Annotated in this window: 16 protein-coding genes and 1 pseudogene; 11 read left to right on the top strand and 6 right to left on the bottom strand. The window is 68.6% G+C overall.

Features of this window, described 5'->3' with window-relative positions; all coding sequences use genetic code 11:
- Position 1: 1 nt before the first annotated feature.
- A pseudogene (argB, locus tag VGK20_00500) lies at positions 2-871 on the bottom strand (acetylglutamate kinase).
- A 225-nt stretch (positions 872-1,096) separates the two neighbouring features.
- The gene (locus VGK20_00495) at positions 1,097-2,104 is read right to left on the bottom strand and encodes a tyrosine recombinase XerC (protein ID HEY2772504.1); all 1,008 of its coding nucleotides are present in this window, start codon (positions 2,102-2,104) and stop codon (positions 1,097-1,099) included.
- Here VGK20_00495 and VGK20_00490 point away from each other — a divergent pair.
- Together VGK20_00490 and VGK20_00485 are read left to right on the top strand one after the other, a co-directional pair.
- Positions 2,103-2,921, top strand: coding sequence for an alpha/beta fold hydrolase (locus VGK20_00490; protein HEY2772503.1), 819 nt, complete (start codon positions 2,103-2,105; stop codon positions 2,919-2,921). The two genes, VGK20_00495 and VGK20_00490, sit on opposite strands and share 2 nt — an antisense overlap.
- Before the next feature lie 3 nt (positions 2,922-2,924).
- Positions 2,925-3,215: a hypothetical protein gene (locus VGK20_00485; protein HEY2772502.1), complete on the top strand. Its 291-nt coding sequence runs from the start codon at positions 2,925-2,927 to the stop codon at positions 3,213-3,215.
- A 70-nt stretch (positions 3,216-3,285) separates the two neighbouring features.
- On the opposite strand, the gene VGK20_00480 is transcribed toward VGK20_00485, so the two are convergent.
- Positions 3,286-4,071, bottom strand: coding sequence for an enoyl-CoA hydratase/isomerase family protein (locus VGK20_00480; protein ID HEY2772501.1), 786 nt, complete (start codon positions 4,069-4,071; stop codon positions 3,286-3,288).
- Positions 4,072-4,172: 101 nt separating this feature from the next.
- Here VGK20_00480 and VGK20_00475 point away from each other — a divergent pair, with 101 nt between their 5' ends.
- The 3 genes from VGK20_00475 to VGK20_00465 are packed head-to-tail and all read left to right on the top strand — an operon-like array spanning position 4,173 to position 6,779.
- Entirely contained in the window at positions 4,173-6,116 is a 1,944-nt protein-coding gene (locus tag VGK20_00475) for a hypothetical protein (GenBank protein HEY2772500.1), read from the top strand.
- The gene (locus tag VGK20_00470) at positions 6,113-6,433 is read left to right on the top strand and encodes a hypothetical protein (protein HEY2772499.1); all 321 of its coding nucleotides are present in this window, start codon (positions 6,113-6,115) and stop codon (positions 6,431-6,433) included. The genes VGK20_00475 and VGK20_00470 overlap by 4 nt, the downstream gene beginning before the upstream one ends.
- The gene (locus VGK20_00465) at positions 6,411-6,779 is read left to right on the top strand and encodes a hypothetical protein (protein ID HEY2772498.1); all 369 of its coding nucleotides are present in this window, start codon (positions 6,411-6,413) and stop codon (positions 6,777-6,779) included. Before VGK20_00470 ends, VGK20_00465 begins: the two co-directional genes overlap by 23 nt.
- A gap of 7 nt (positions 6,780-6,786) precedes the next feature.
- Here VGK20_00465 and tatC read toward each other — a convergent pair whose 3' ends face one another.
- Positions 6,787-7,584: a twin-arginine translocase subunit TatC gene (gene tatC, locus VGK20_00460; GenBank protein HEY2772497.1), complete on the bottom strand. Its 798-nt coding sequence runs from the start codon at positions 7,582-7,584 to the stop codon at positions 6,787-6,789.
- Positions 7,585-7,594: 10 nt separating this feature from the next.
- A complete protein-coding gene (tatA, locus tag VGK20_00455) occupies positions 7,595-7,942 on the bottom strand; it encodes a twin-arginine translocase TatA/TatE family subunit (protein HEY2772496.1) in 348 nt (115 codons plus the stop codon).
- 225 nt (positions 7,943-8,167) lie between these two features.
- On the opposite strand from tatA, the gene VGK20_00450 reads away from it, so the two are divergent.
- Positions 8,168-9,190 (top strand): histone deacetylase, encoded by a 1,023-nt coding sequence (locus VGK20_00450; protein ID HEY2772495.1) that lies wholly within the window; start codon positions 8,168-8,170, stop codon positions 9,188-9,190.
- On the opposite strand, the gene VGK20_00445 is transcribed toward VGK20_00450, so the two are convergent.
- Positions 9,150-12,050, bottom strand: coding sequence for a PBP1A family penicillin-binding protein (locus VGK20_00445; protein ID HEY2772494.1), 2,901 nt, complete (start codon positions 12,048-12,050; stop codon positions 9,150-9,152). The two genes, VGK20_00450 and VGK20_00445, sit on opposite strands and share 41 nt — an antisense overlap.
- Positions 12,051-12,221: 171 nt before the next feature.
- On the opposite strand from VGK20_00445, the gene VGK20_00440 reads away from it, so the two are divergent.
- The 5 genes from VGK20_00440 to VGK20_00420 all read left to right on the top strand — a co-directional run bounded on the left by VGK20_00440 (position 12,222) and on the right by VGK20_00420 (position 18,795).
- Entirely contained in the window at positions 12,222-13,025 is an 804-nt protein-coding gene (locus tag VGK20_00440) for a Sir2 family NAD-dependent protein deacetylase (protein HEY2772493.1), read from the top strand.
- A complete protein-coding gene (locus VGK20_00435; protein HEY2772492.1) occupies positions 13,022-14,254 on the top strand; it encodes a DegT/DnrJ/EryC1/StrS family aminotransferase in 1,233 nt (410 codons plus the stop codon). The genes VGK20_00440 and VGK20_00435 overlap by 4 nt, the downstream gene beginning before the upstream one ends.
- Positions 14,251-15,033, top strand: coding sequence for a bifunctional hydroxymethylpyrimidine kinase/phosphomethylpyrimidine kinase (locus VGK20_00430; GenBank protein ID HEY2772491.1), 783 nt, complete (start codon positions 14,251-14,253; stop codon positions 15,031-15,033). The genes VGK20_00435 and VGK20_00430 overlap by 4 nt, the downstream gene beginning before the upstream one ends.
- A gap of 217 nt (positions 15,034-15,250) precedes the next feature.
- Positions 15,251-17,596 carry a phosphoenolpyruvate--protein phosphotransferase gene (gene ptsP / locus VGK20_00425; GenBank protein ID HEY2772490.1) on the top strand — a complete coding sequence of 782 codons (2,346 nt, stop codon included), beginning with the start codon at positions 15,251-15,253 and terminating at the stop codon, positions 17,594-17,596.
- A 2-nt stretch (positions 17,597-17,598) separates the two neighbouring features.
- Complete coding sequence (locus tag VGK20_00420; GenBank protein HEY2772489.1) at positions 17,599-18,795, top strand: hypothetical protein; 1,197 nt, start codon at positions 17,599-17,601, stop codon at positions 18,793-18,795.
- Positions 18,796-18,843 lie beyond the last annotated feature (48 nt).

Below are 18,843 nucleotides of genomic sequence, written 5' to 3'. Positions count from 1 at the left end.
GCACCTCGGTGCCGACACCCCGGTCGGTGAAGATCTCGAGCAGCACCGCGTGCCGCACCCGCCCGTCGATGATGTGCACCTGCCCGACTCCGCCCTCGAGGGCATCGATTGCGCATTCGACTTTCGGGACCATTCCGGCGGCGATCGAGCCGGCGCGGATCTGGCGCCTGGCCTCGGCTGCCGACAACAGCGCCTGGACGTCGCCGTCGGCATTCTTGATGCCCGCGACATCGGTGAGCAGGATCAGTTTCTCCGCCTTGAGGCCGCGTGCGATCTCGGCAGCGGCCACGTCGGCGTTGACGTTGTAGGTGCGTCCCTGCTCGTCGGTCGCGATCGGTGCGATGACGGGGATGAAGTCGGTGTTCTCGATGTGCTCGAGGATCTCGGGATTGATGTGCCGGATCCTTCCGACCATGCCGACATCGACGCTCTCCGCCTCGCCGCTTTTTTCCTCGACGCGCACGAGCAGCTTCTCGGCCATCAGCAGGCGGCCGTCCTTGCCGGTCAGCCCGACGGCCTTGCCGCCGTGCGTGTGGATCATCGCGACGATCGCCTTGTTGATCTGGCCGCCGAGCACCATCTCGACGATCTCCATCGTCGCTTCGTCGGTGACGCGCATGCCGCGCACGAAGCGCGACTCGATCCCGTGGCGGGACAGGGCCTCCTCGATCTGGGGACCGCCGCCGTGGACGACGACGGGCCGCAGGCCGAGGGACTTCAACAGCACCACGTCCTCGGCGAAGCCCGACTTCAACGTCTCGTCGAGCATCGCGTGGCCGCCGTACTTGATGACGACGACACGTCCGGCGAAGCGCCGCATGTACGGCAGCGCTTCGAGCAGGACGTCGGCCTTGGCGATCAGTTCCTTCAACGTCGAATTCCTTTCCGGAAAAACACGATGGCCGCCCGGCGCTGTGCGTCGACTCGTCCCCGCTCTGGTGCTGTCCCGGAACTGCGACGTATAGCGCTTGTTCCCCCGGTCTTCCAGCGCCGCAGAGCCCTGGCCTGCGGCTCGCTCCTGCTGCCGCCGGGCCGCCGCTGCCGCCGGCTCTCCTTCCCGAGCCTTGCGTGAGCCTGCGTGGTCCCCGAGGGACGGCTACGCTCGCGGATGAGCCTTGTCGTACACCGCCGTGAGGCGCCCGAGCTCGAGGTGCGTGTAGCGCTGGGTCGTCGCGATCGATGCGTGGCCGAGCATCTCCTGGATCGCGCGAAGGTCGGCGCCCTCGTCGAGAAGATGGGTCGCGAAGCTGTGACGCAGAGAGTGCGGAGTGGCGTGGGCCACGACGGCGGCGCCCGCCAGGTGCCTGGCAACGATGCGGCCGATGCTGCGGGTGGTGAGCCGGGTGCCGCGGGCGTTGACGAAGACCGCGGCTGCATCGATGCGCGGCAGGCTCCAGCCGCTGCGGTAACGCGACAACGCCGCCAGGGCGTCGGCGCCGACCGGCACGACCCGTTCCTTGCTGCCCTTGCCGAGCACGCGCGCAACGCCGAGCGACTCGTGGATGTGCTTCCAGTCGAGGTGCGCGCACTCGGCGGCGCGAAGCCCCGACGAGTACAGGAGCTCGATCAGGGCGCGGTCGCGAAGGCCGGCGGCGGTATTGGTATCGGGCGCGGCCAGCAGTGCCGCCATGTCGTCGACGGAAAGGTGCACCGGCAGCAGGCGCGGAACTTTCGGCACCGAAACCGCTTCGCTCGGATCGCTGGCAGCTCCCTCGCGGGCCAGCCATCGAAAGAACGCACGCAGCGCAGCGAGCTTCCTCGCCGTGCTCGACCGGGCGCTGTCGCGAAGCCTTTCGGCAACGTACGCGCGTACATCGGCGACGCCGATGCCGCTCAGGACGGAGATCGACACGGCGGCAACCGGCTGGTCGGGATTCCCCCGCGTGCGGCGGGGCAGGCGCCGGGCATTCCCGCGGACTTGCCCGCGGTCCTGCCCGGACGCGCGCTCGGACAGGAACGTGAGGAACTGGCGAAGATCGGCCAGGTAGGCGCGACGGGAATTGGCGGCCAGCCCCGATTCCGCGGCCAGTGACCGTTCGAAAAGATCCAGCACGGCCTCGGCAGTTTCGGACACGACTTCCTGCATGGTATCACGCGCGGTCATGCCCGCGCAGCCGCCTTCCTCTGGACGTACGGGCAAACCGGCCCCGGCTGCGCAAACGCCCGTCGCGAGCGAGAACGTCGAGTTTCCGTCCAGGCGCGGAAACCGGCTGGTCGGCGACATCCACCGCGCCGGTGCCGGCAGCAGCCGCTGGCTGGTGCTTTGCCACGGCATGGAGTCGACGAGGGGAGGGACCAAGCAGACGGCAATCGCCGAACGCTTCGCTCCGGCCGGCTACAACATCCTGCGTTTCGACTTTTCCTACGTCGGCGATTCGGAAGGAGAGTACGAGGACCTCACCGTCAGCGGCGAAGTCGCCGACGCGCTCGGAGCCCTCGACTTCATGCACGGGTTCACCGCGACCGACTGCACGCTGATCGGCTCGAGCCTCGGCGGCCTCGTCGCGCTGCTCGCGGCGGCGCAGGCGCCGCACCTGGTCAGCCGCCTCGCGCTCATCGCGCCCGTGGCCGACACGAAGATCTTCACCGAGGGACTTTCCGACAAGGCGATCGCCGAATGGCGAAGCCGCGGGCGTCGCCGCGTCGGCTCGGGGTTTCTCAGGCCGGCTTTTCTCGACGACGTGCTTCGCATCGATGCGCCCAAGGCAATGCAGGCCCTCTCGATGCCGGTGCTCGTCATGCACGGGGAGGCCGACGACGTCGTGCCGGTCTCGCACGCGGACCTCATCTGTCGCAGCGTCGCCGGACCGTGCAAGGTCGAACGTTTCCCCGCCGTCGGCCACCGGTTCGAGGAGCCGGGAGCGCTGGACGAGCTTCTTTCGGTGCTCGCACGCTGGTTGGCGCGCCACCAGGGGAAATAGCAGGTGGCCCGCTTCGTCTGCCACGCTTGCGCGCAGGAGCTGGACCTCGAAGATCCGATCGGAAGGTCGATGCAGTGCCCGCGCTGCTCGAGCGATCTGCGCTGCTGCCGGAACTGCCGCTTCTACGACGAGGCGGTCTACAACGAGTGCGCCGAGCCGATGGCCGAGCGGGTGCTCGAAAAGTCGCGCGCCAATTTCTGCGACTATTTCGCGCGGCGGCCCGATGCGCAGCCGTCCAAGGCAGCGCCCGGGCCCGATCGCCTCTCGGACCTCGACAAGCTCTTTCGAAAATAGCTGGGGTCAGGCACCAGCCGCATCAACTGGTCGTCGTCGCCGAATTTATACGGCTGGTGCCTGACCCCATTCAGCGGCCGCGGAAGGCCGGGGCGCGTTTCTCGCGCATCGCGCGGATGCCTTCGCCCGCGTCCTCGGTCGTGAACGTCATTGCCTGCACCGAGGCTTCATGCGCGAGCGCTGCATCGAGGCTGCGCAGCTCGCTGTCGCGCAGGCTCTGCTTGGTCTCGCGCACCGCCACCGGCGCTGCCGCTGCGATCGCGCCGGCAAGCTCGTCGACGACCGCGTCGAAATCGTCGCCGGCGATGCGATTGGCAATGCCGAGCGAGAGCGCTTCGTCGGCGCCGATGAGCCTGCCGGTGTACAGGAGGTCGGCGGCGGCCGACGGTCCGACGAGTCGCGGCAGCGTCCACGTCGCGGCCATCCCCGGGTGGATGCCGAGCCGCACGAACGTCATCCCGACTTTCGCGTCCCGGTGAATCACGCGAAGGTCGGCTCCGAGCGCAAAGCAGAAGCCCGCCCCGACCGCGTGCCCGTTGACGGCCGCGATCGACGGGACCTTCAAATCGCGGATCGAGAGGAAGGCCCGGTAGAAGTTCTCGCCGCCGCCCAGTCCCTCCGCCGCTTCTCCGGAGCCGGCCTCGGCGCCGAGAGTGCGAAGATCGGCCCCGGAGCAGAACCCCTTGCCGGCACCGGTGATGACGACGACGCGAGCCTCCGCATCGGAGTTGATCTCGTCCACGGCCGCGCGGATCTCGCGGCCCATCTGCGGCGTCATCGCGTTTCGTTCGGCCGGGCGGTCCAGCGTGATGCGGGAAATCGCGCCTCTGGCCACTGTGATCTGCTCGAAAGACATCGTTGCTCCCCCGGCGGCGCGCAAGTAGAATCCGCGTCCACTAACGCGCCTGGCTGCGCCAGTCAAAACGGAAATCCTATCCTTAGAGAGGCACGTCGATCATGGACTTGCGAAAGACGATCCTGCGCGCCGCTGTTGCCCTGACGGCCCTTGGCGTGGCAGCACCGGCACCGGCGCAGCATCACAGCGAGGCGCCGCCGGCTCCACCGGCGATCCCACCGGCGATCCTGGCCGAGCTCGGATCGGCAGTCCCTGCCGAACGCGCCGAGCGTTTGTCGGAGCTGTTTCACGTGCCGTCCGTTGGCGCGGCCAGCGGCGAGCAACCGCTTCTGACGGCGCTGAAGGATGTCTCAGGCTCTTCCGGCGCGCGCTTCGAGATCTCCGAGGCCCAGGTCGACCTCGTGACGATCAGTTACGGTCGCATCCATTTTGACAATGCCCACGTCGCGCTGATGCCGGCGGCCGACGGGCGCTCGTGCCGCTTCGAGCTCTCCGGTGCGCCGCTGGCAGCCGGCACGATGCTGGAGGCGACGGGCACGATTCACTGGGCCAACGGCCCGTACGGCGGAGATACCGTCGAGGCCGAGTACCGCCTTACGGGCGCACCGATCGACGCCCTGCGCACGCTGCTGCCGAATCGCTTCGATCCGAGCTTGTCGGGCAATCTCGACCTGCACGGCACTGCGTCGGGCGTCGTCGGCGAGACGACCAGCGAAGAGGTTCCGGCTACGCCGCTGCGCGGAGAGCTCGTCGCGACCGCACCGTGGCAGGTGCTCGGTCGCACCGACACGCTGACGGTGACCACCGCGTTCTCGCTGGACGACCGCTTGATGCGTCTTCGCGACGGCCACATGAAATGGAGCGGCTACGAGCTTGGCCTGCAGGGCTGGTTCGATCCGTTGCCGACCGGCAAGTACGAGTTGCAGGCGTCGTTCTCGAACGTGGACGCGAAAGCGGTGGCCGCGGACTGGAAAGTGCCCGAGCCGTTCCGTCCCGACATGAAAGTGACCGGCCGGCTGCAGTTCTCCGGAGTCCCGGGCAAAGGAGGGTTCCGCTTGTTCGCGAATGCTCCGTCGCTGGACGTTCCCCTGCTCGGCGGATGGCCGGTGCACGTGACGAATGCAGCGTTCAGCGGATCCCTGCTCGCCATCAATGCCGAAGTGGCGCTCAGCATTCGCCCCGGCGACATGCGCCTCGGCAACCTCGACCTCGGCAGCATCCCGTTCGGACTGCAGTGGTTCGAAGGCACGTTCCGCGTGAGCAACGGATTTTCGACGCTGTGGAACGGCGACAGCACCGGTGCGCTCAGCTACACGCCGGCCGACCATCCCAAGTTCTCCGTGACCGGACAGGTCAAGCATGCGGACGTGAAGCAGATGGTGGCGGCGGTCGCGCCGCAGCTCGGGCTCGACGTCGACGGTGCCGGCGCGGCCACGTCCGAGCTCGGCCAGGACAAGGATCGCAACCCGGTGTGGAATGCCCACGCATCGCTGGTCGCCGGTCGCATCGGCAACCTCGATCTTGCCGCGCGCGTCGTCGACGCTCTCGCCGCCGCCGACCCCGCGCTGCCACACGCGGCCGACCTCGCATCGCTGCTGCCGCATTCGCGAAAAGGAACCATCGGCACCCGCGTCGATCGCCTTTTCCTCGAGCTGTCGCGGTCGGCGGACGTCTATTCGATCGGAGGCCTCGTCCTGCACAGCGGGGATTTCCAGCTCGATGCCGACGGAAGCTGGTCGCAGGCTGCCGGCCTGGCGCTTGACGGCACCGTCGCGGTGCCGGGCGCCGTCGCGTCCCGCCTCGCGCAGTCGGCATCGTGGCTTGCGCCGCTCGTCGATGTGCAAGCCGGGATGATCGTGCCGGTCACGATCAGCGGACCGTCTTCGTCGCCGACCGTTGCGCTGGCGCCGGGCTATTCCGACCTTCTGGCCAAGGCCAGGCGCGGAGAGCCGGTGACCAGGCCGCCGATCAAGAACGTCCGGCACGTCGGCACCAGCTCGGTGTTCGGCACCATTCCGGGCGACCCGAACGCGACCACGGAGTGATCTCCCTCCTTCTCGCGTTCGCACTGCTGGCTGCCCTCGCAGCGTCGCTGTGGCGACTGCTGCGCCGAAGGCGCTTCGCGCGCGCCCTGGCTGCGCTCCCCGGTGGCGCCCGCGCCACCGCGCTCGCGATCGACGCGTTCTCGCAGATCGAAGATCACCTCGCCCACCGCGAGTGTCCCTGCGGAGGAAACCTGTCCACCCTCGGCGAGCGGAGCGAGAACGTCGCAGGTCGTATCCTGCGCGTCGTGCGCGTCGAGTGCGGCCGCTGCGAAGAGCGCTCGGAGGTGTGGTTCGATGCCACCAGTGCCTATCAGTGAGAACGACGCGATCGGGCTCGATGCCGGCGAAGGCGAGTTCGATCCGCAGCTCGGCGTCTACACGCTGCACTTGGCCGTGCCTCGCGCCGAGTCGGCCTACTTCCGCCTCGTGATCGAAGCGTGGGAAGACTGGGCCGTCCCGCGCACGATGGAGCGCTTCTACGGCCCGGCGGGCTCCGAATCTCTGCTGGTCGTGCTCGCGGTGCCCGATTCGGTGCAGGCGTGCCTGCGCGCACTGGCCCGGCTCGGTGCGGAAGTGAACGCACGCCAGGTACCGACGTCACCGGCGATGGCCGAAGCCGTCCGCCGCAATCTTCTCGACGCAGACGCCGCCGATCCCGCTTGAGCCCGCGTCAGCGGCGCGAAGGCAGCGTCGTCGAATCTTCGGGCTTTTCCTCTTCGGCGGTCTCCTCGACCGGCCGCGGTTTGCCGAAGAAATACGCCACGCCGACCGACGCGGCGTAGAGGAAGCAGAGCGGAATCGCCATCATGAACTGGTTGGCGGCATCGGGCGTCGGCGTCAAGACGGCGGCGACGATGAAGATGACGACGACGGCGTAACGCGAGAACTGCAGCAGCTGTCGCCACGTGACCAGGCCGGCGCGCGCGAGGAAGAAGATCACGACCGGCAGCTCGAAGGTCGCGCCGAACGCGAGCATCATCCGCGACGTGAACGACAGGTACTCGCTGATGCGCAGCACCGGGTCGATGCCGAGGTCGGCATACTCCTGCAGGAAGAACGGGAACCCGACCGGGAACACGAACAGGTAACAGAACGACGCACCGGACGCGAAAAACAGCGTGCCGAACAGCACGAACCACTTCGCGTAGCTGGCCTCGTGCGTCTTCAGCCCCGGCGCGATGAATCGCCACAGCTGGTAAAGGATCACCGGGATCGCGACGAACACCGATGCGACCAGCGAGACCCCGAGCCGCGTGAAGAACGCCTCGGCGATGCCGGTGCCGATGATCTGGAACTTGAGGTTGTTGGTTTCGGCCGAGCTGCGCAGCGGGTGCTCGAGGATCTGGAAGATCAGCGCGGACTCGGGGTAGCAGAACGCGAACGCGACGGCGATGGCCAGGACGGCACGCAGGAGTCTGCGACGCAGCTCGGCCAGATGGCCGGTCAGGGGCAGCTCGACGTCCTCCACGACGTCGGAATCAGGCCGGGGCCTTCGGGTGCGGGTGCGACTCGTCGTCGTCGGCGGCCGCCGCATGCTCGTCGGCGGCGGGCGCGGAGGCGGTAACGGGGGCGTTTTCTTCGCCGGCTGCTGCGCGCGGGTTGCGCGAGACGCGGCCCTGCTGCGATGCACGCGAGGCCTCGCGCGCCTGCTCTTCGAGCGCGCGCCGCGCCTCGTCGAGCTCGGCGTTGATGTCGGCCGTCGCGCGGCGGAATTCGGCAAGACCCTTGCCGAGGCCCGCGGCCAGCTCCGGCAGCCGTTTCGGCCCGAGAACCAGCAGGGCAATCACGAGGATGACGATGAGCTCGGAAGGACCGATGCCGAACATTCTCTGGACGCTAGGAGCACCTGACCCGACTGTCAACCCCCGCTGTTGCCGCAGCCATTTTTGCTGCCGGAATACCGCCGCCGCCGCGCCGGCCGCCGACTGCCGGCGCACCGGACCCCGAGCGCCCGACCGCGGCTGCATGGCGCGGTCGCGGCGTGAAAAAACGCGCCTGCCCGGCATCGCGGGCGCGCTGGTTGCCCGTCCATCTTCGCGCTAAGAAGCCGCATGCGCCGCACGGCACTGCTGGTCGACCGTCGCTTTGCCCACCACGACACCGGAAGGCGCCATCCCGAGAGCCCGGCGCGCATCGAGGCGCTGTGCGAGCTGTTCGAGGCGGCGCCGCTTTCGGCGCTGCCGCGGGTCGCCGCCCGGGCCGCTACCGAGGAAGAGCTGCGCCGGGTTCACGACGCCGCGCACGTGGCGGCGGTCGCCGCCAGCGCGGCGCGTCCCCACACGCAGTTCGACGCCGATACGCCGGCATCGTCGGGCTCGTTCGATGCGGCGCTGCTGGCCGCCGGCGGCGCAGTGGCGATGGCCGATGCCATCCTGGCCGGCGACGTCGACAACGGTTTTGCCGCACTGAGGCCCCCCGGCCACCACGCCGAGGGCAACCATCCGATGGGCTTCTGCCTCTTCAACAACGTTGCCGTCGTTGCGCGCCACCTGACGGACGCTCGCGGTCTTTCGCGCGTCCTCGTCGTCGACTGGGACGTGCACCACGGCAACGGCACCCAGCATTCGTTCTACGACAGTGACCAGGTGCTGTACGTCTCGACGCACCAGTACCCGTTCTATCCCGGCACGGGGCGTCCCGAAGAAACCGGCCGCGGAAGGGCGAGCGGATACACGGTCAACGTGCCGATGCCGGCCGGCTGCGGCGACGACGAATACCTCGCGGCTTTTCGCGACCTCGTTCTTCCGCTCGCGCGCGAGTTCGCGCCCGAGTTCGTGCTGGTCTCGGCCGGCTACGACGCGCATCGCAGCGATCCGCTCGCATCGATGGCGCTTTCCACGGCGGCCTTCGGTGCGATGACCGATGCGCTGGTCGAGGTCGCCGACGAGTCTGCGCGCGGGCGCGTGCTGCTGCTGCTCGAAGGCGGCTACGACATCGAGGCGCTGAAAGATTCGGTGGCGACCAGCATTGCGCACCTGGCGGACCCCGCTGCGTTCGTCGCGGGCGGCGGCGAGCTGACGGCGTGGGGCCGTCTCAGTCGCGAGGCTCTGGCTCCGTATTGGGAGACCCTCTGACGCCTTCGTCCGCGCCTTCGCTGTGAGGCTGGATCGGGACTCCGCCCCAGATGCGGCGCGAAGGATGGTCCGTTGCAGGAGGCGACGCCTCCTGCGCGTTGCCGACCGGCGCCGGCCACAGGCGCGGCTGCGTGGCAGTGGCCGGCGGGGTGGCCGGTGCGGTGGGCGGCGGCGCAGAAGGCGCCGGAGCGGGCTGGCGGTACAGGTGCACTTCGGGACCGTTCGGCGTCTCGACCGCCTCGGCTTTGAGATGTTCGGCGGCTGCGCCTCGCTGGCTCGGCGGCGTGTAAGGATAAAGGGGCGCGGGTGCGGAGTCGTCGGCCGAACGCCCGCGGGAATTGATCGGCTGTGTCGCCTGCCCTGTGGCCCAGCGCGGATCGCGCGGCGGCGCGGCGGCGTCGGGCGGCGCTGCAGCAGCATCCGGCGCTGCAGGAGGCAGCATGCCGGGCGCGGCAACGGCAGGTGCGGAGCGAAGGGCCCCTGAGGACGAATGCCCCGTCGGCGCTTCGTCGTAATCGGACGGCGAGTCCGTCGTCGTGTTCGACGTGATCGACTCGAGCGCTTCGCTCGCCCCGGCGCCCGCCACTTCCAGCCCGCCTCCGGAGCCCGGCTCCGTGCCCTGCTTGAAGCATTCGAGGAAAGGTTTGGACGTCCATTCTCCGGCTCGTTTGCCGGAGTTCGGATCGATGTTCACGCAGTCGATGTCTTCGGGAATCTCGAAGTCGCGCACCGGCGTACCCGCGAGCGCGGGCTTCATGAAGTCGAGCCAGATCGGAGCTGCGACGTGGCCGCCGGTGCCGAGGCGCCCGAGCGTCTGCGTCTGGTCGTCGTAGCCGACCCAGACGCCGACGGTCATCGTCGGCGTAAATCCGATGAACCACGCGTCGCGCTGGTCGTTGGTCGTGCCGGTCTTGCCGGCAACGGGACGGTCCAGCGCCTTGACTGCGGTTGCGGTGCCGCGTTCGACGACGCCTTCGAGGATGTACGTCATCAGCGCGGCAGTCTCCGGCGACAACGCTTCGCGGCGGCGCGGCGTGTCGCTGAAGAACGGGTTGCCGTCCTTGTCCTCGATGCTCTTGATGACGACGGGCTCGACCTTGACGCCGCCGTTGGCAAACGTCGTGTAACCCTCGGTCAGGTCCTTCAGCGTGAGCTCGGTGGTTCCGAGGCCGAGCGAGAGGTTCGGTCCGAACTCGGCGTTCAGGTGGAAGCGCTGCAGGTAGTCGACGACGGTCTTGACGCCGAGCGAATCGACGATCTTGACCGACACGACGTTGCGCGACTGCTCGAGCGCGGTGCGCAGCCGGATCGGGCCCTTGTAGTCGCGCGTGTAGTTGCGCGGCTCCCAGATCTTGTCGTGATCCATGTACTGCACCGGCGAATCCATCAGGATCGTCGCCGGCGTGAAGCCGTGGTCGAGCGCGGCCGAATAGATGAAAGGCTTGAACGCCGAGCCCGGCTGGCGCCTGGCCTGCAGTGCGCGGTTGAACTGGCTGCCGAGGAAATCGTAGCCGCCGACCATCGCGGCCACGCCGCCCTTGGCGTTGTCGATTGCCAGCAGTGCCGCCTCGACCTGCGGGGTTTCGGTCAGGTACCAGTGCACCGGCTCCTCGACCGAAGGATGCTCGGGGTTGCTGTGCCCGTTCTCCCGCGCGCGCACTTCGACGAGGTCGCCGACCGCAAACCGCCTCGTCTTGTTCTGCGCGTTCCAGTGCAGGGACGAGACGTCGAGCGTCGCGTGCGTCGCCGTCCCGATCGAGACTTCCAGCCTGGAGGACGCCACGCTGCTGACGATGGCTTCGTAGATGCGCTCGGCATCGGGCGGGGCGCCGGCCAGCTCCGAATCGACGGCTGCCATGTGCTGGCGGTTCTCGTCGTCGCTGAGATGGGCGAGCGGGCCGCGGTAGCCGTTCGAAGTGTCGAGGCGCTCGATTCCGTTGCGGATCGCCGCTTCGGCCAGCGCCTGCAGTTTCGGCTGCATCGCGGTGTGCACCGAATAGCCCTGGTTGTACGGCGCCTCGGCGCCGAACATGTCTTCGAGCTGGAGGCGCACCGCCTCGGTGTAGTAGTTGCGCACTCCGCCCGGCCGCTGGCGATGGGTGAGCACGTGCACCTTCTCGCGCATCGCCTCCTGGTACTGGCCTGCGCTCAGGAACTGCTCCTCGAGCATGCGCCGCAGCACGTAGTGCTGGCGCCTGGTGGCCGCTTCCATGTCGCGGTTGGGCGAATAGCGGCTCGGCGCTGCCGGCAGCCCCGCCAGCATCGCCGCCTCGGCCGGAGTCAGTTCCTGCACGGTCTTGCCGAAGTAGTTCTTCGCAGCCGCGCCGATGCCGTGGTTGCCGTCGCCGAGGTAGATCTGGTTGAGGTACAGCTCGAGAATCTCTTCCTTGGTCAGGTGCTGCTCGAGGCGCAGCGACAGCAGGATCTCCTTGATCTTGCGCTGGTAGCTCCGCTCGGGGGTCAGCAGCAGCGATTTGACCACCTGCTGGGTGATCGTGCTGGCACCCTGCACGACGTTGCCGGCCTGGAGGTTGGCGAGGAACGCGCGCGCGATGCCGACGAAGTCGACACCGCGATGGGAAAAGAAATCGGAGTCCTCGGCGGCGAGGAACGCGTTGCGCACCATCGGAGGAATGTCGGCGATCGCGACGCGATAGCGGCGCTCCCGGTAGAACTCCTCGATCAGGGAGCCGTCGTCGGCGTAGACCCTCGTGGCAACCGGCGGATCGTAGTCGAGAAGGCGGTCCAGCGGAGGGAGCGTCGCGGTCAGCTCGTCATACGCGGTCAGCACGACCACGGCGCCGACGGCCACGACTACCGTGACCGCGAGCGCGATCAGCCACTTCAGAACACGAAACACCCGGCGACACCGTCGCCCGAGGCCCGGGCCGACCCGCTAGCCTTAGCGAAAGACGGCAGGGTTTGCACCCTCGTTGCCAATTCCGCGGCGAGTATTGCCTGGAGCGCTGCCGCGCGAGCCAAGGCGTCAGTGGCTTGAGGCAAGGCGCCGCGACGGTTATAGCGGCCGCTCGTGAAATCCGCGGATGCACAGCGCTCGCCGGAGCGTCCGTCACTCGAGCGGGCGGCAGAGCTTCTGCGCGACGCGCGCTCGGTCGTTTTCCTCACCGGGGCCGGCATCTCGACCGAGTCGGGAATTCCCGACTTCCGCTCTCCGGGCGGACTGTGGTCGCGCCACGATCCGCGCAAGCTGACCTTCGATCTGTTCTGCCTCCACGAGCAGACGCGCCGCGACTACTGGAAGCTGGCAACCGAGACGTATCCGATCCTTCGCGCGGCCGAGCCGAACGGTGCCCACCACGCGGTGGTCGCGATCGAGAGAGCCGGAAAGCTCGACCGCCTGATCACGCAGAACATCGACGGCCTGCACCGCAAAGCCGGGAGCTCGCCCGAGCGGACCATCGAGATCCACGGGACGTCGATGCGCGCGACCTGCATCGAGTGCGGGCTCGAGCACGACCGCCAGAAGCTTCACGAGCAGATCTCCAGCGGGAAGCTCGAGGTGCCGTACTGCCGCTCGTGCAACGGACCGGTCAAGCCGGCCACCATTTCGTTCGGCCAGCAGATGCCCGAGCGCGAGACGCGCGAGGCTTTCGAGGCGGCTTCGCGCTGCGACCTCTTCATCGTCATCGGCTCGTCGCTCGTCGTGTATCCGGCGGCCTCGCTGCCCGATGCTGCCGTGGCGGCGGGCGCGCCGCTCGTCATCGTCAACAACGAGCCGACACCCAAAGACCGCGACGCGGCGGCCGTGCTGGGTGGCTCGGCTGCCGAGTCGATGGCGATGCTGGTGCGCGCCGCCGGAATCGTTCCCTCTTGAGCACTTCGCCTCCCATCCGGGCGTCCCTTCCCACGTCGACGTCCCGTCCGGCGTGGCTCGACCTCGCCGCCGACTTCCGCGCCGTCGAAGTCGATGCGCGCCGACGCATAGACGGTGTGCTGGCTCGCCAGCAGTTCGTGCTCGGGCCGGAGACCGCCGAGCTCGAGGCTTCGCTTGGCGCCCGGCTCGGTGCGAAGTGCGCCGTCGCCGTCTCGTCGGGAAGCGACGCGCTGTACCTGGCTCTGGTTGCGCTCGGCATCGGTGCCGGCGACGCGGTCGTGCTGCCTGCGTTTACGTTCTTCGCCACCGCAGGCGCAGTGTGGCGCGCCGGGGCAGTGCCGGTGTTCTGCGACATCGACCGGAAGAGCTTCAACGCGGGGGCGGCTGAATTCCGCACTGCGATCGCCAGGCATTTCGAAGGGCCGGCGACGCAGCTGCGCCATCGCGCCAGCGGAGCGCGCCTTGCGGCGCTGCTGCCCGTGCACCTTTACGGGTACAGCGCGCCGATCGGCGAAATCGTCACGCTGGCGCGCGAGCACGGCGTCGCCGTCATCGAGGATGCAGCCCAGGCCATCGATTGTCGCCACGGTGGAGCGTCGGTCGGCTGCTTCGGTGAAATCGGCTGTTTTTCGTTCTACCCGACGAAGAACCTCGGCGGCCCCGGCGACGGAGGCCTCGTCGTTGCCCGCGACGAGAACCTCGGCGCGAGGATCACCGGTCTGCGCAGTCACGGCGCAACGTCGACGAGCTACCAGCACGACGAGGTCGGGATCAATGCGCGCATGGGCGAGCTGGTGGCGGCAGTGCTCAATGCCAAGCTGCCGCATCTTGCCGGCTGGACCGCGCGCCGCCGCGAGATCGCCTCGCTGTACGCGCGGCTGCTTGCGCCGGGCCAGCGGCACGGCCTGGTCGCGCCCGCGCTGCCTGCCGGCGTCGAAAGCCACGTCTGGCACCAGTTCACCGTCCGCATCGACGATCCGCGCGGCAGCGGACGTCGCGACCGCGTCGCGGCGATCCTCGCCGAACGCGCAGTGCCGACGCGCGTGTTCTATCCGCAGCCTCTGCACCTGCAGCCGTGTTTTGCGACTCTCGGAGGAAAACCGGGCGACCTGCCCGAAGCCGAGTGCGCCGCCGGCGAGGTGCTGTGCCTGCCGATCCATCCTTCGCTCAGCGACGAGGCTGTCGCCGTCGTTGCCAAGTCTCTCGAAGCCGCCGTCGCATCCGCATGAGCGGGCGACGTCCTGCGCTCGTCGTCGCCATCGGAGGCCTCGATCCGTCCGGGGGAGCGGGAATTCTCGCGGACGTGCGCTCGATCGAAGCGATGGGCGCGCTGCCCGCGGCTGTCGTCACGGCGATCACCGTGCAGTCGGGGACCGGATTGCGCTCGTCTCGCGCCGTCGCTCCGAGCCTCGTGCTCGCCCAGCTCGACGAGCTGCTGGACGCTCTTCCGGTTGCCGCGATCAAGATCGGTCAGGTACCGACGGCCCAGGTGGCGCGAGCCCTTGGCCGTCGCCTCAGTTCGCGCGCCATTCCCGTCGTCCTCGATCCGGTGCTCGCAGCGACCGGCGGGGGCCGGCTTGCCGCGCCGGCAGCCGTGAGGGCGATCGTCTCGAGCCTGTTTCCGGTCGCGACGCTCGTGACGGTGAATCTCGACGAAGCGGCCGCGCTGGCGGGAGTCCCCGTGACCAATCTCGCAGGAATGCGAAGAGCCGCCGCTGTTCTCGCCTCCGCGACCGGCGGCGCCGTGCTCGTCAAAGGCGGGCATCTTCGCGCAGCGCCGACCGACCTCCTTCTCAATGACGGACGCGAGACGCGAATGACGTCGCGGCGCATCCGCGGATCGATGCATGGAAGCGGATGCGCCCTGGCATCGGCCGCCGCCGCTGCGCTGGCAGGCGGCGACGACCTCGCGACCGCGGTCCGGCGCGCGCGCGAGCACGTGCACTCCCTGATCGTCTCCGGTGTCCGCATCGGTCGTACCCGTTTTCGCGCCCCCGGCCCGCGCTGAGCGAGCGACTGCTGCATGGCGGGATTTCGCGGCGATTCGCTGCAGGATCCGCCGCAATTGCTTGGCAATTGGCGGCGTCCGGTCCCTGGCGGATGCATCGTCATTGAGCGGTCGCGAGCCGCTGATATAAGCTCGCTGCATCAAGGACACGCTTTCAGACTCGGCGGATCGAGCCTCGAGCGGCGACCGGCCGCGCGGCACTCGCCGCCACCTGCGGTTGCTCGAGGACCTGACGGTTCTGCTCGGCCCGGGCTCGTCGTCGGGCGAAGCGCTCGAAGGACTCGTGCGCATGGTCGCGGCGGCCTTCGATTGCGAGGTCTGCTCGCTTTACAGCTACGATCCCGAAACCGGCCTTCTCAGCCTGGCCGCGACGCAGGGCCTTCCCGCGCGCAGCATCGGGCGCGTGACGATGAGCAAGACCGAGGGCCTCGTCGGCCTCGTCGTCGAGCAGCAGCAGCCGATCGTCGTCGACGATGCGCTGGCGCATCCCCGGTTCAAATTCTTTCCCGAAACCGGTGAAGAGAAGTACCACTCGTTCCTCGGCGTGCCGGTAGGCGAAGGGCCGGCCACGCGCGGCGTGCTCGTCGTCCAGAGCCGCCGGCGCCGGCGCTTCTCGCCGGAGGACGTGAGCCTGGCTCGCGCGGTTGCCGGCCAGATCCGCGCGTTCATGGTCAACGCCCACCTCGCCGAGCGCCTGCAGCGCCAGGAAGAGGAGAGGGAGCGTTTCCGCCGCGAGATGCAGAAGGCCGTGCAGAGGCTCGAGAGCCTCGAGTCGGCACGCTCGCGCACCGAAAAGAAGAAGACCGAAACCGGCACCGTGATGTTCTCGGGCCTCGGTGCCTCCTCGGGCATCGGCATCGGTCGTGCCCATCGCATCGCGCCGCCGGCCAATCTTGCCGACGTGCAGGTGGTTGCCGGCGCAGGCGGCGTCGCCGAGCGCGCCCGGTTCGAGACGGCGCTCATCAAGGCCGTCGCCGAGGTCGAGCAGGCGCGGGTACGCATGCGCGAGCTGGTGCCGGAAGTCAGCGGAGCGATCTTCGAGGCGCTGCGGATGATGATCGAGGATCGCTCGTTCGCCACGCGCATCTTCGAGGAAATCGACAAGGGAGTCGCCGCCGAAGGAGCCCTCAAGACCGTCGTCGGCGATTACGTGCAGCGCTTCGAGGCCATGACCGACCATTACATTCGCGAGCGCGCCGCCGACGTGCGCGAGGCCGGGCAGCGCATTCTCGGACACCTCCTCGGTGCCCAGACCGACGTTCCCGAGGTCACCGAAGACGCGGTGCTGGTCGCGTTCGAGCTGTCGGTGACCGACCTTGCGGCTCTCGACCACGACAAGCTCTGCGGCATCGTCGCTTCCAGCGGCGGCGTGACGTCCCACGCGGTGATCCTCGCCAAATCGCTCGGCATTCCCACCGTCGTCGGCGCCGACGGCGTCTTCGAGTCGGTGCGCGAGGGGACCGACGCGATCGTCGACGGCAACTCCGGCACCGTCTACCTCCGGCCCGAGCCCGACGTGCTCGCCGAATACCGGCGCATGGCCGGCGAGTACCGCGAGTTCCAGCGCGGCCTCGAGCACCTGCGCGAGCTTCCCGCCGAAACCCTCGACGGCCATCGCATCAGCCTGCTCGCCAACGTCGGCCTGGTCGGCGAGCTCGCGCTGATCGACCGCTACGGCGCCGAAGGCATCGGTCTCTACCGCACGGAGTTCCCTTTTCTTTCGTGGCGCGACTTCCCGAACGAAGACGAGCAGCGCAGCCTCTACAAGCGCGTGTTCACGAAGATGCACGGACGCCCGGTGACGCTTCGCACCCTGGACCTCGGCGCCGACAAGCACCCGCTGTTCGGCACCCAGCTTCGCGAGCGCAACCCGTTTCTCGGCCTGCGCTCGATCCGGCTGTCGCTCGAGTCGGAGGATTTCTTCCGCGAGCAGATCCGCGCGGTGCTGCGCGCGGCCGGCAGCGATCCGCTGCGCCTGCTGTTCCCGATGATCACCAACGTCGAGGAAATGCGGCGCGTGCGCGAGATTTACGCCGAGTGCCTGTCGGACCTCGAGGCCGCGGGTCTCGGCGAGCAGCCCAACGTCGAGCTCGGTGCGATGATCGAAGTTCCCGCTGCGGTGCTGCGCGCGCCGCAGCTGATGCGCGAAGTCGACTTCGTCTCGATCGGTACCAACGACCTGATCCAGTACACACTGGCCGTGGACCGCGACAACGTCCACGTCGCCTCGATGTACGAGCCGCTGCACCCGGCGGTGCTGCAGTCGATCCGCATGATCGTCGATGCGGCGCGCGATGCCGGTCGCCGCGTCGGCATGTGCGGCGAGATGGCCGGCAATCCTCTTTGCACCCTCGTGCTCATCGGCATGGGCCTGGACGAGCTCAGCATGGGCGCTCCGTCGATCCCGGTGATCAAGCAGCTCGTGCGCAGCGCGCGCTACGACGATGCGGTCACGGTGGCCAACGAGGCTCTTCGCTGTGACACGATCGAGGAGGTCAAGGGCTGCGTGATCGGGGCGCTGCGCGATCGCGGGCTGATGGAGCTGGTCGACTCGGTGAGCTGAGCGTGGCGGTCGCACAAAGGAAAACATCTCCTCGCGCGGCGACGCGAGCTCCGCTTCTGCCGACGGCGGTCATTGCGAGCGTCGACCTGTCGCCGCTTGCGGCGGTGCAGGTTGGCCGGGAGTTCCAGGCCCTGCTTCGCGAGGGTGCCCGCTTGAGGCCGGCCGGCCTTGCGCGCCGCGATCCGTCGCGGCTCGGTCGCGGCCGTTACGTGCCGACGACGCTGATCGAGCTGTTCGGCACGCGCTTTTACCTGTCGAACTACTTCCAGACCCCGCAGCTTCGCTTCTTCGTGGCCTATCTCGTGCAGACGGACGCGGCGGGCGAGGTACGCTCGATCTGGCCGCGCATCCTCTACAAGGACGGCTCGCTCGTCTGGCGCAGCGCCTCGCACATGGTCTCCAGCGACGACGACTTCTGGATCGGCAAGGGCGACATTCGCACCTGGTACGTCGGCGACGACGAATACTTCGAGTCGATCGAATCGACGACCGACCTTCCGTTCGAGATGCAGACGGCGCTGGAGACGGCGGCGCGGCGCACGATCAAGATCCGCAACGAAGCCGCTGCCCTCGACCTCGTGCTGCGCAACGCTCCGCCCGGCCGCGTGCGCGCCTACCGCGATTTCACCGGCCCGCGCGACGAGGCCGCTGCCAACCCGCGCAACCTCGTCCACGGCGGCCGCAGCATCGCGTACTTCCGGCGCCGCGGCGGCAAGAAAGACCCGCAAAGCCTGCGCATCGTGCGCGGCTACGAACCCGACTTTGGCGGCGGGATTGTCGAGACGGCGCGCTCGACCAGCGTGCTCTACGGCGGAGAGCTGGTGCGCTACCGCATCCTCTCGGTGAACCGGCGCATCCAGTACCTGTTTTTTGCGGGGCCGAAGCAGGTGTGGATCATTCCGCCCCAGGCCACGACGTCGGTGCTGTCGACCTTCGGCGTAAGGACAGTCGACGTGGTCGTCGACGACGACCTTTGCTGTCCCGGATACGAGTACCACTTCCTCGACGACTCGGTCGATCCGCCGGTGTTCTACAGCCAGATTCCGGAGGGTTACGCGGGCACCGTCGGCCCTCACGACCTTTCGCGCGCCGACGCTTCTGCGTGGCTCGACCGCATTCCGGTGATCCGCCAGTTCCGCCGCCAAGTGCTCTCGCGCCGCGGCGGCGGGCGCGTTGCCGCGCTTCCTGCCGCCCGCTGAATGCCCGTACAGCCCCCGGTGGGGTTGACAGCCGCCGGCTCGCCCCGC

The sequence above is a fragment of the Candidatus Binatia bacterium genome, assembly GCA_036493895.1.
In the GTDB taxonomy this organism is placed as follows: Bacteria; Desulfobacterota; Binatia; order UBA1149; family CAITLU01; genus DATNBU01.
Note: the sequence above shows the minus strand (reverse complement) of the source record. Positions and strands in the feature narration are given on the sequence as shown.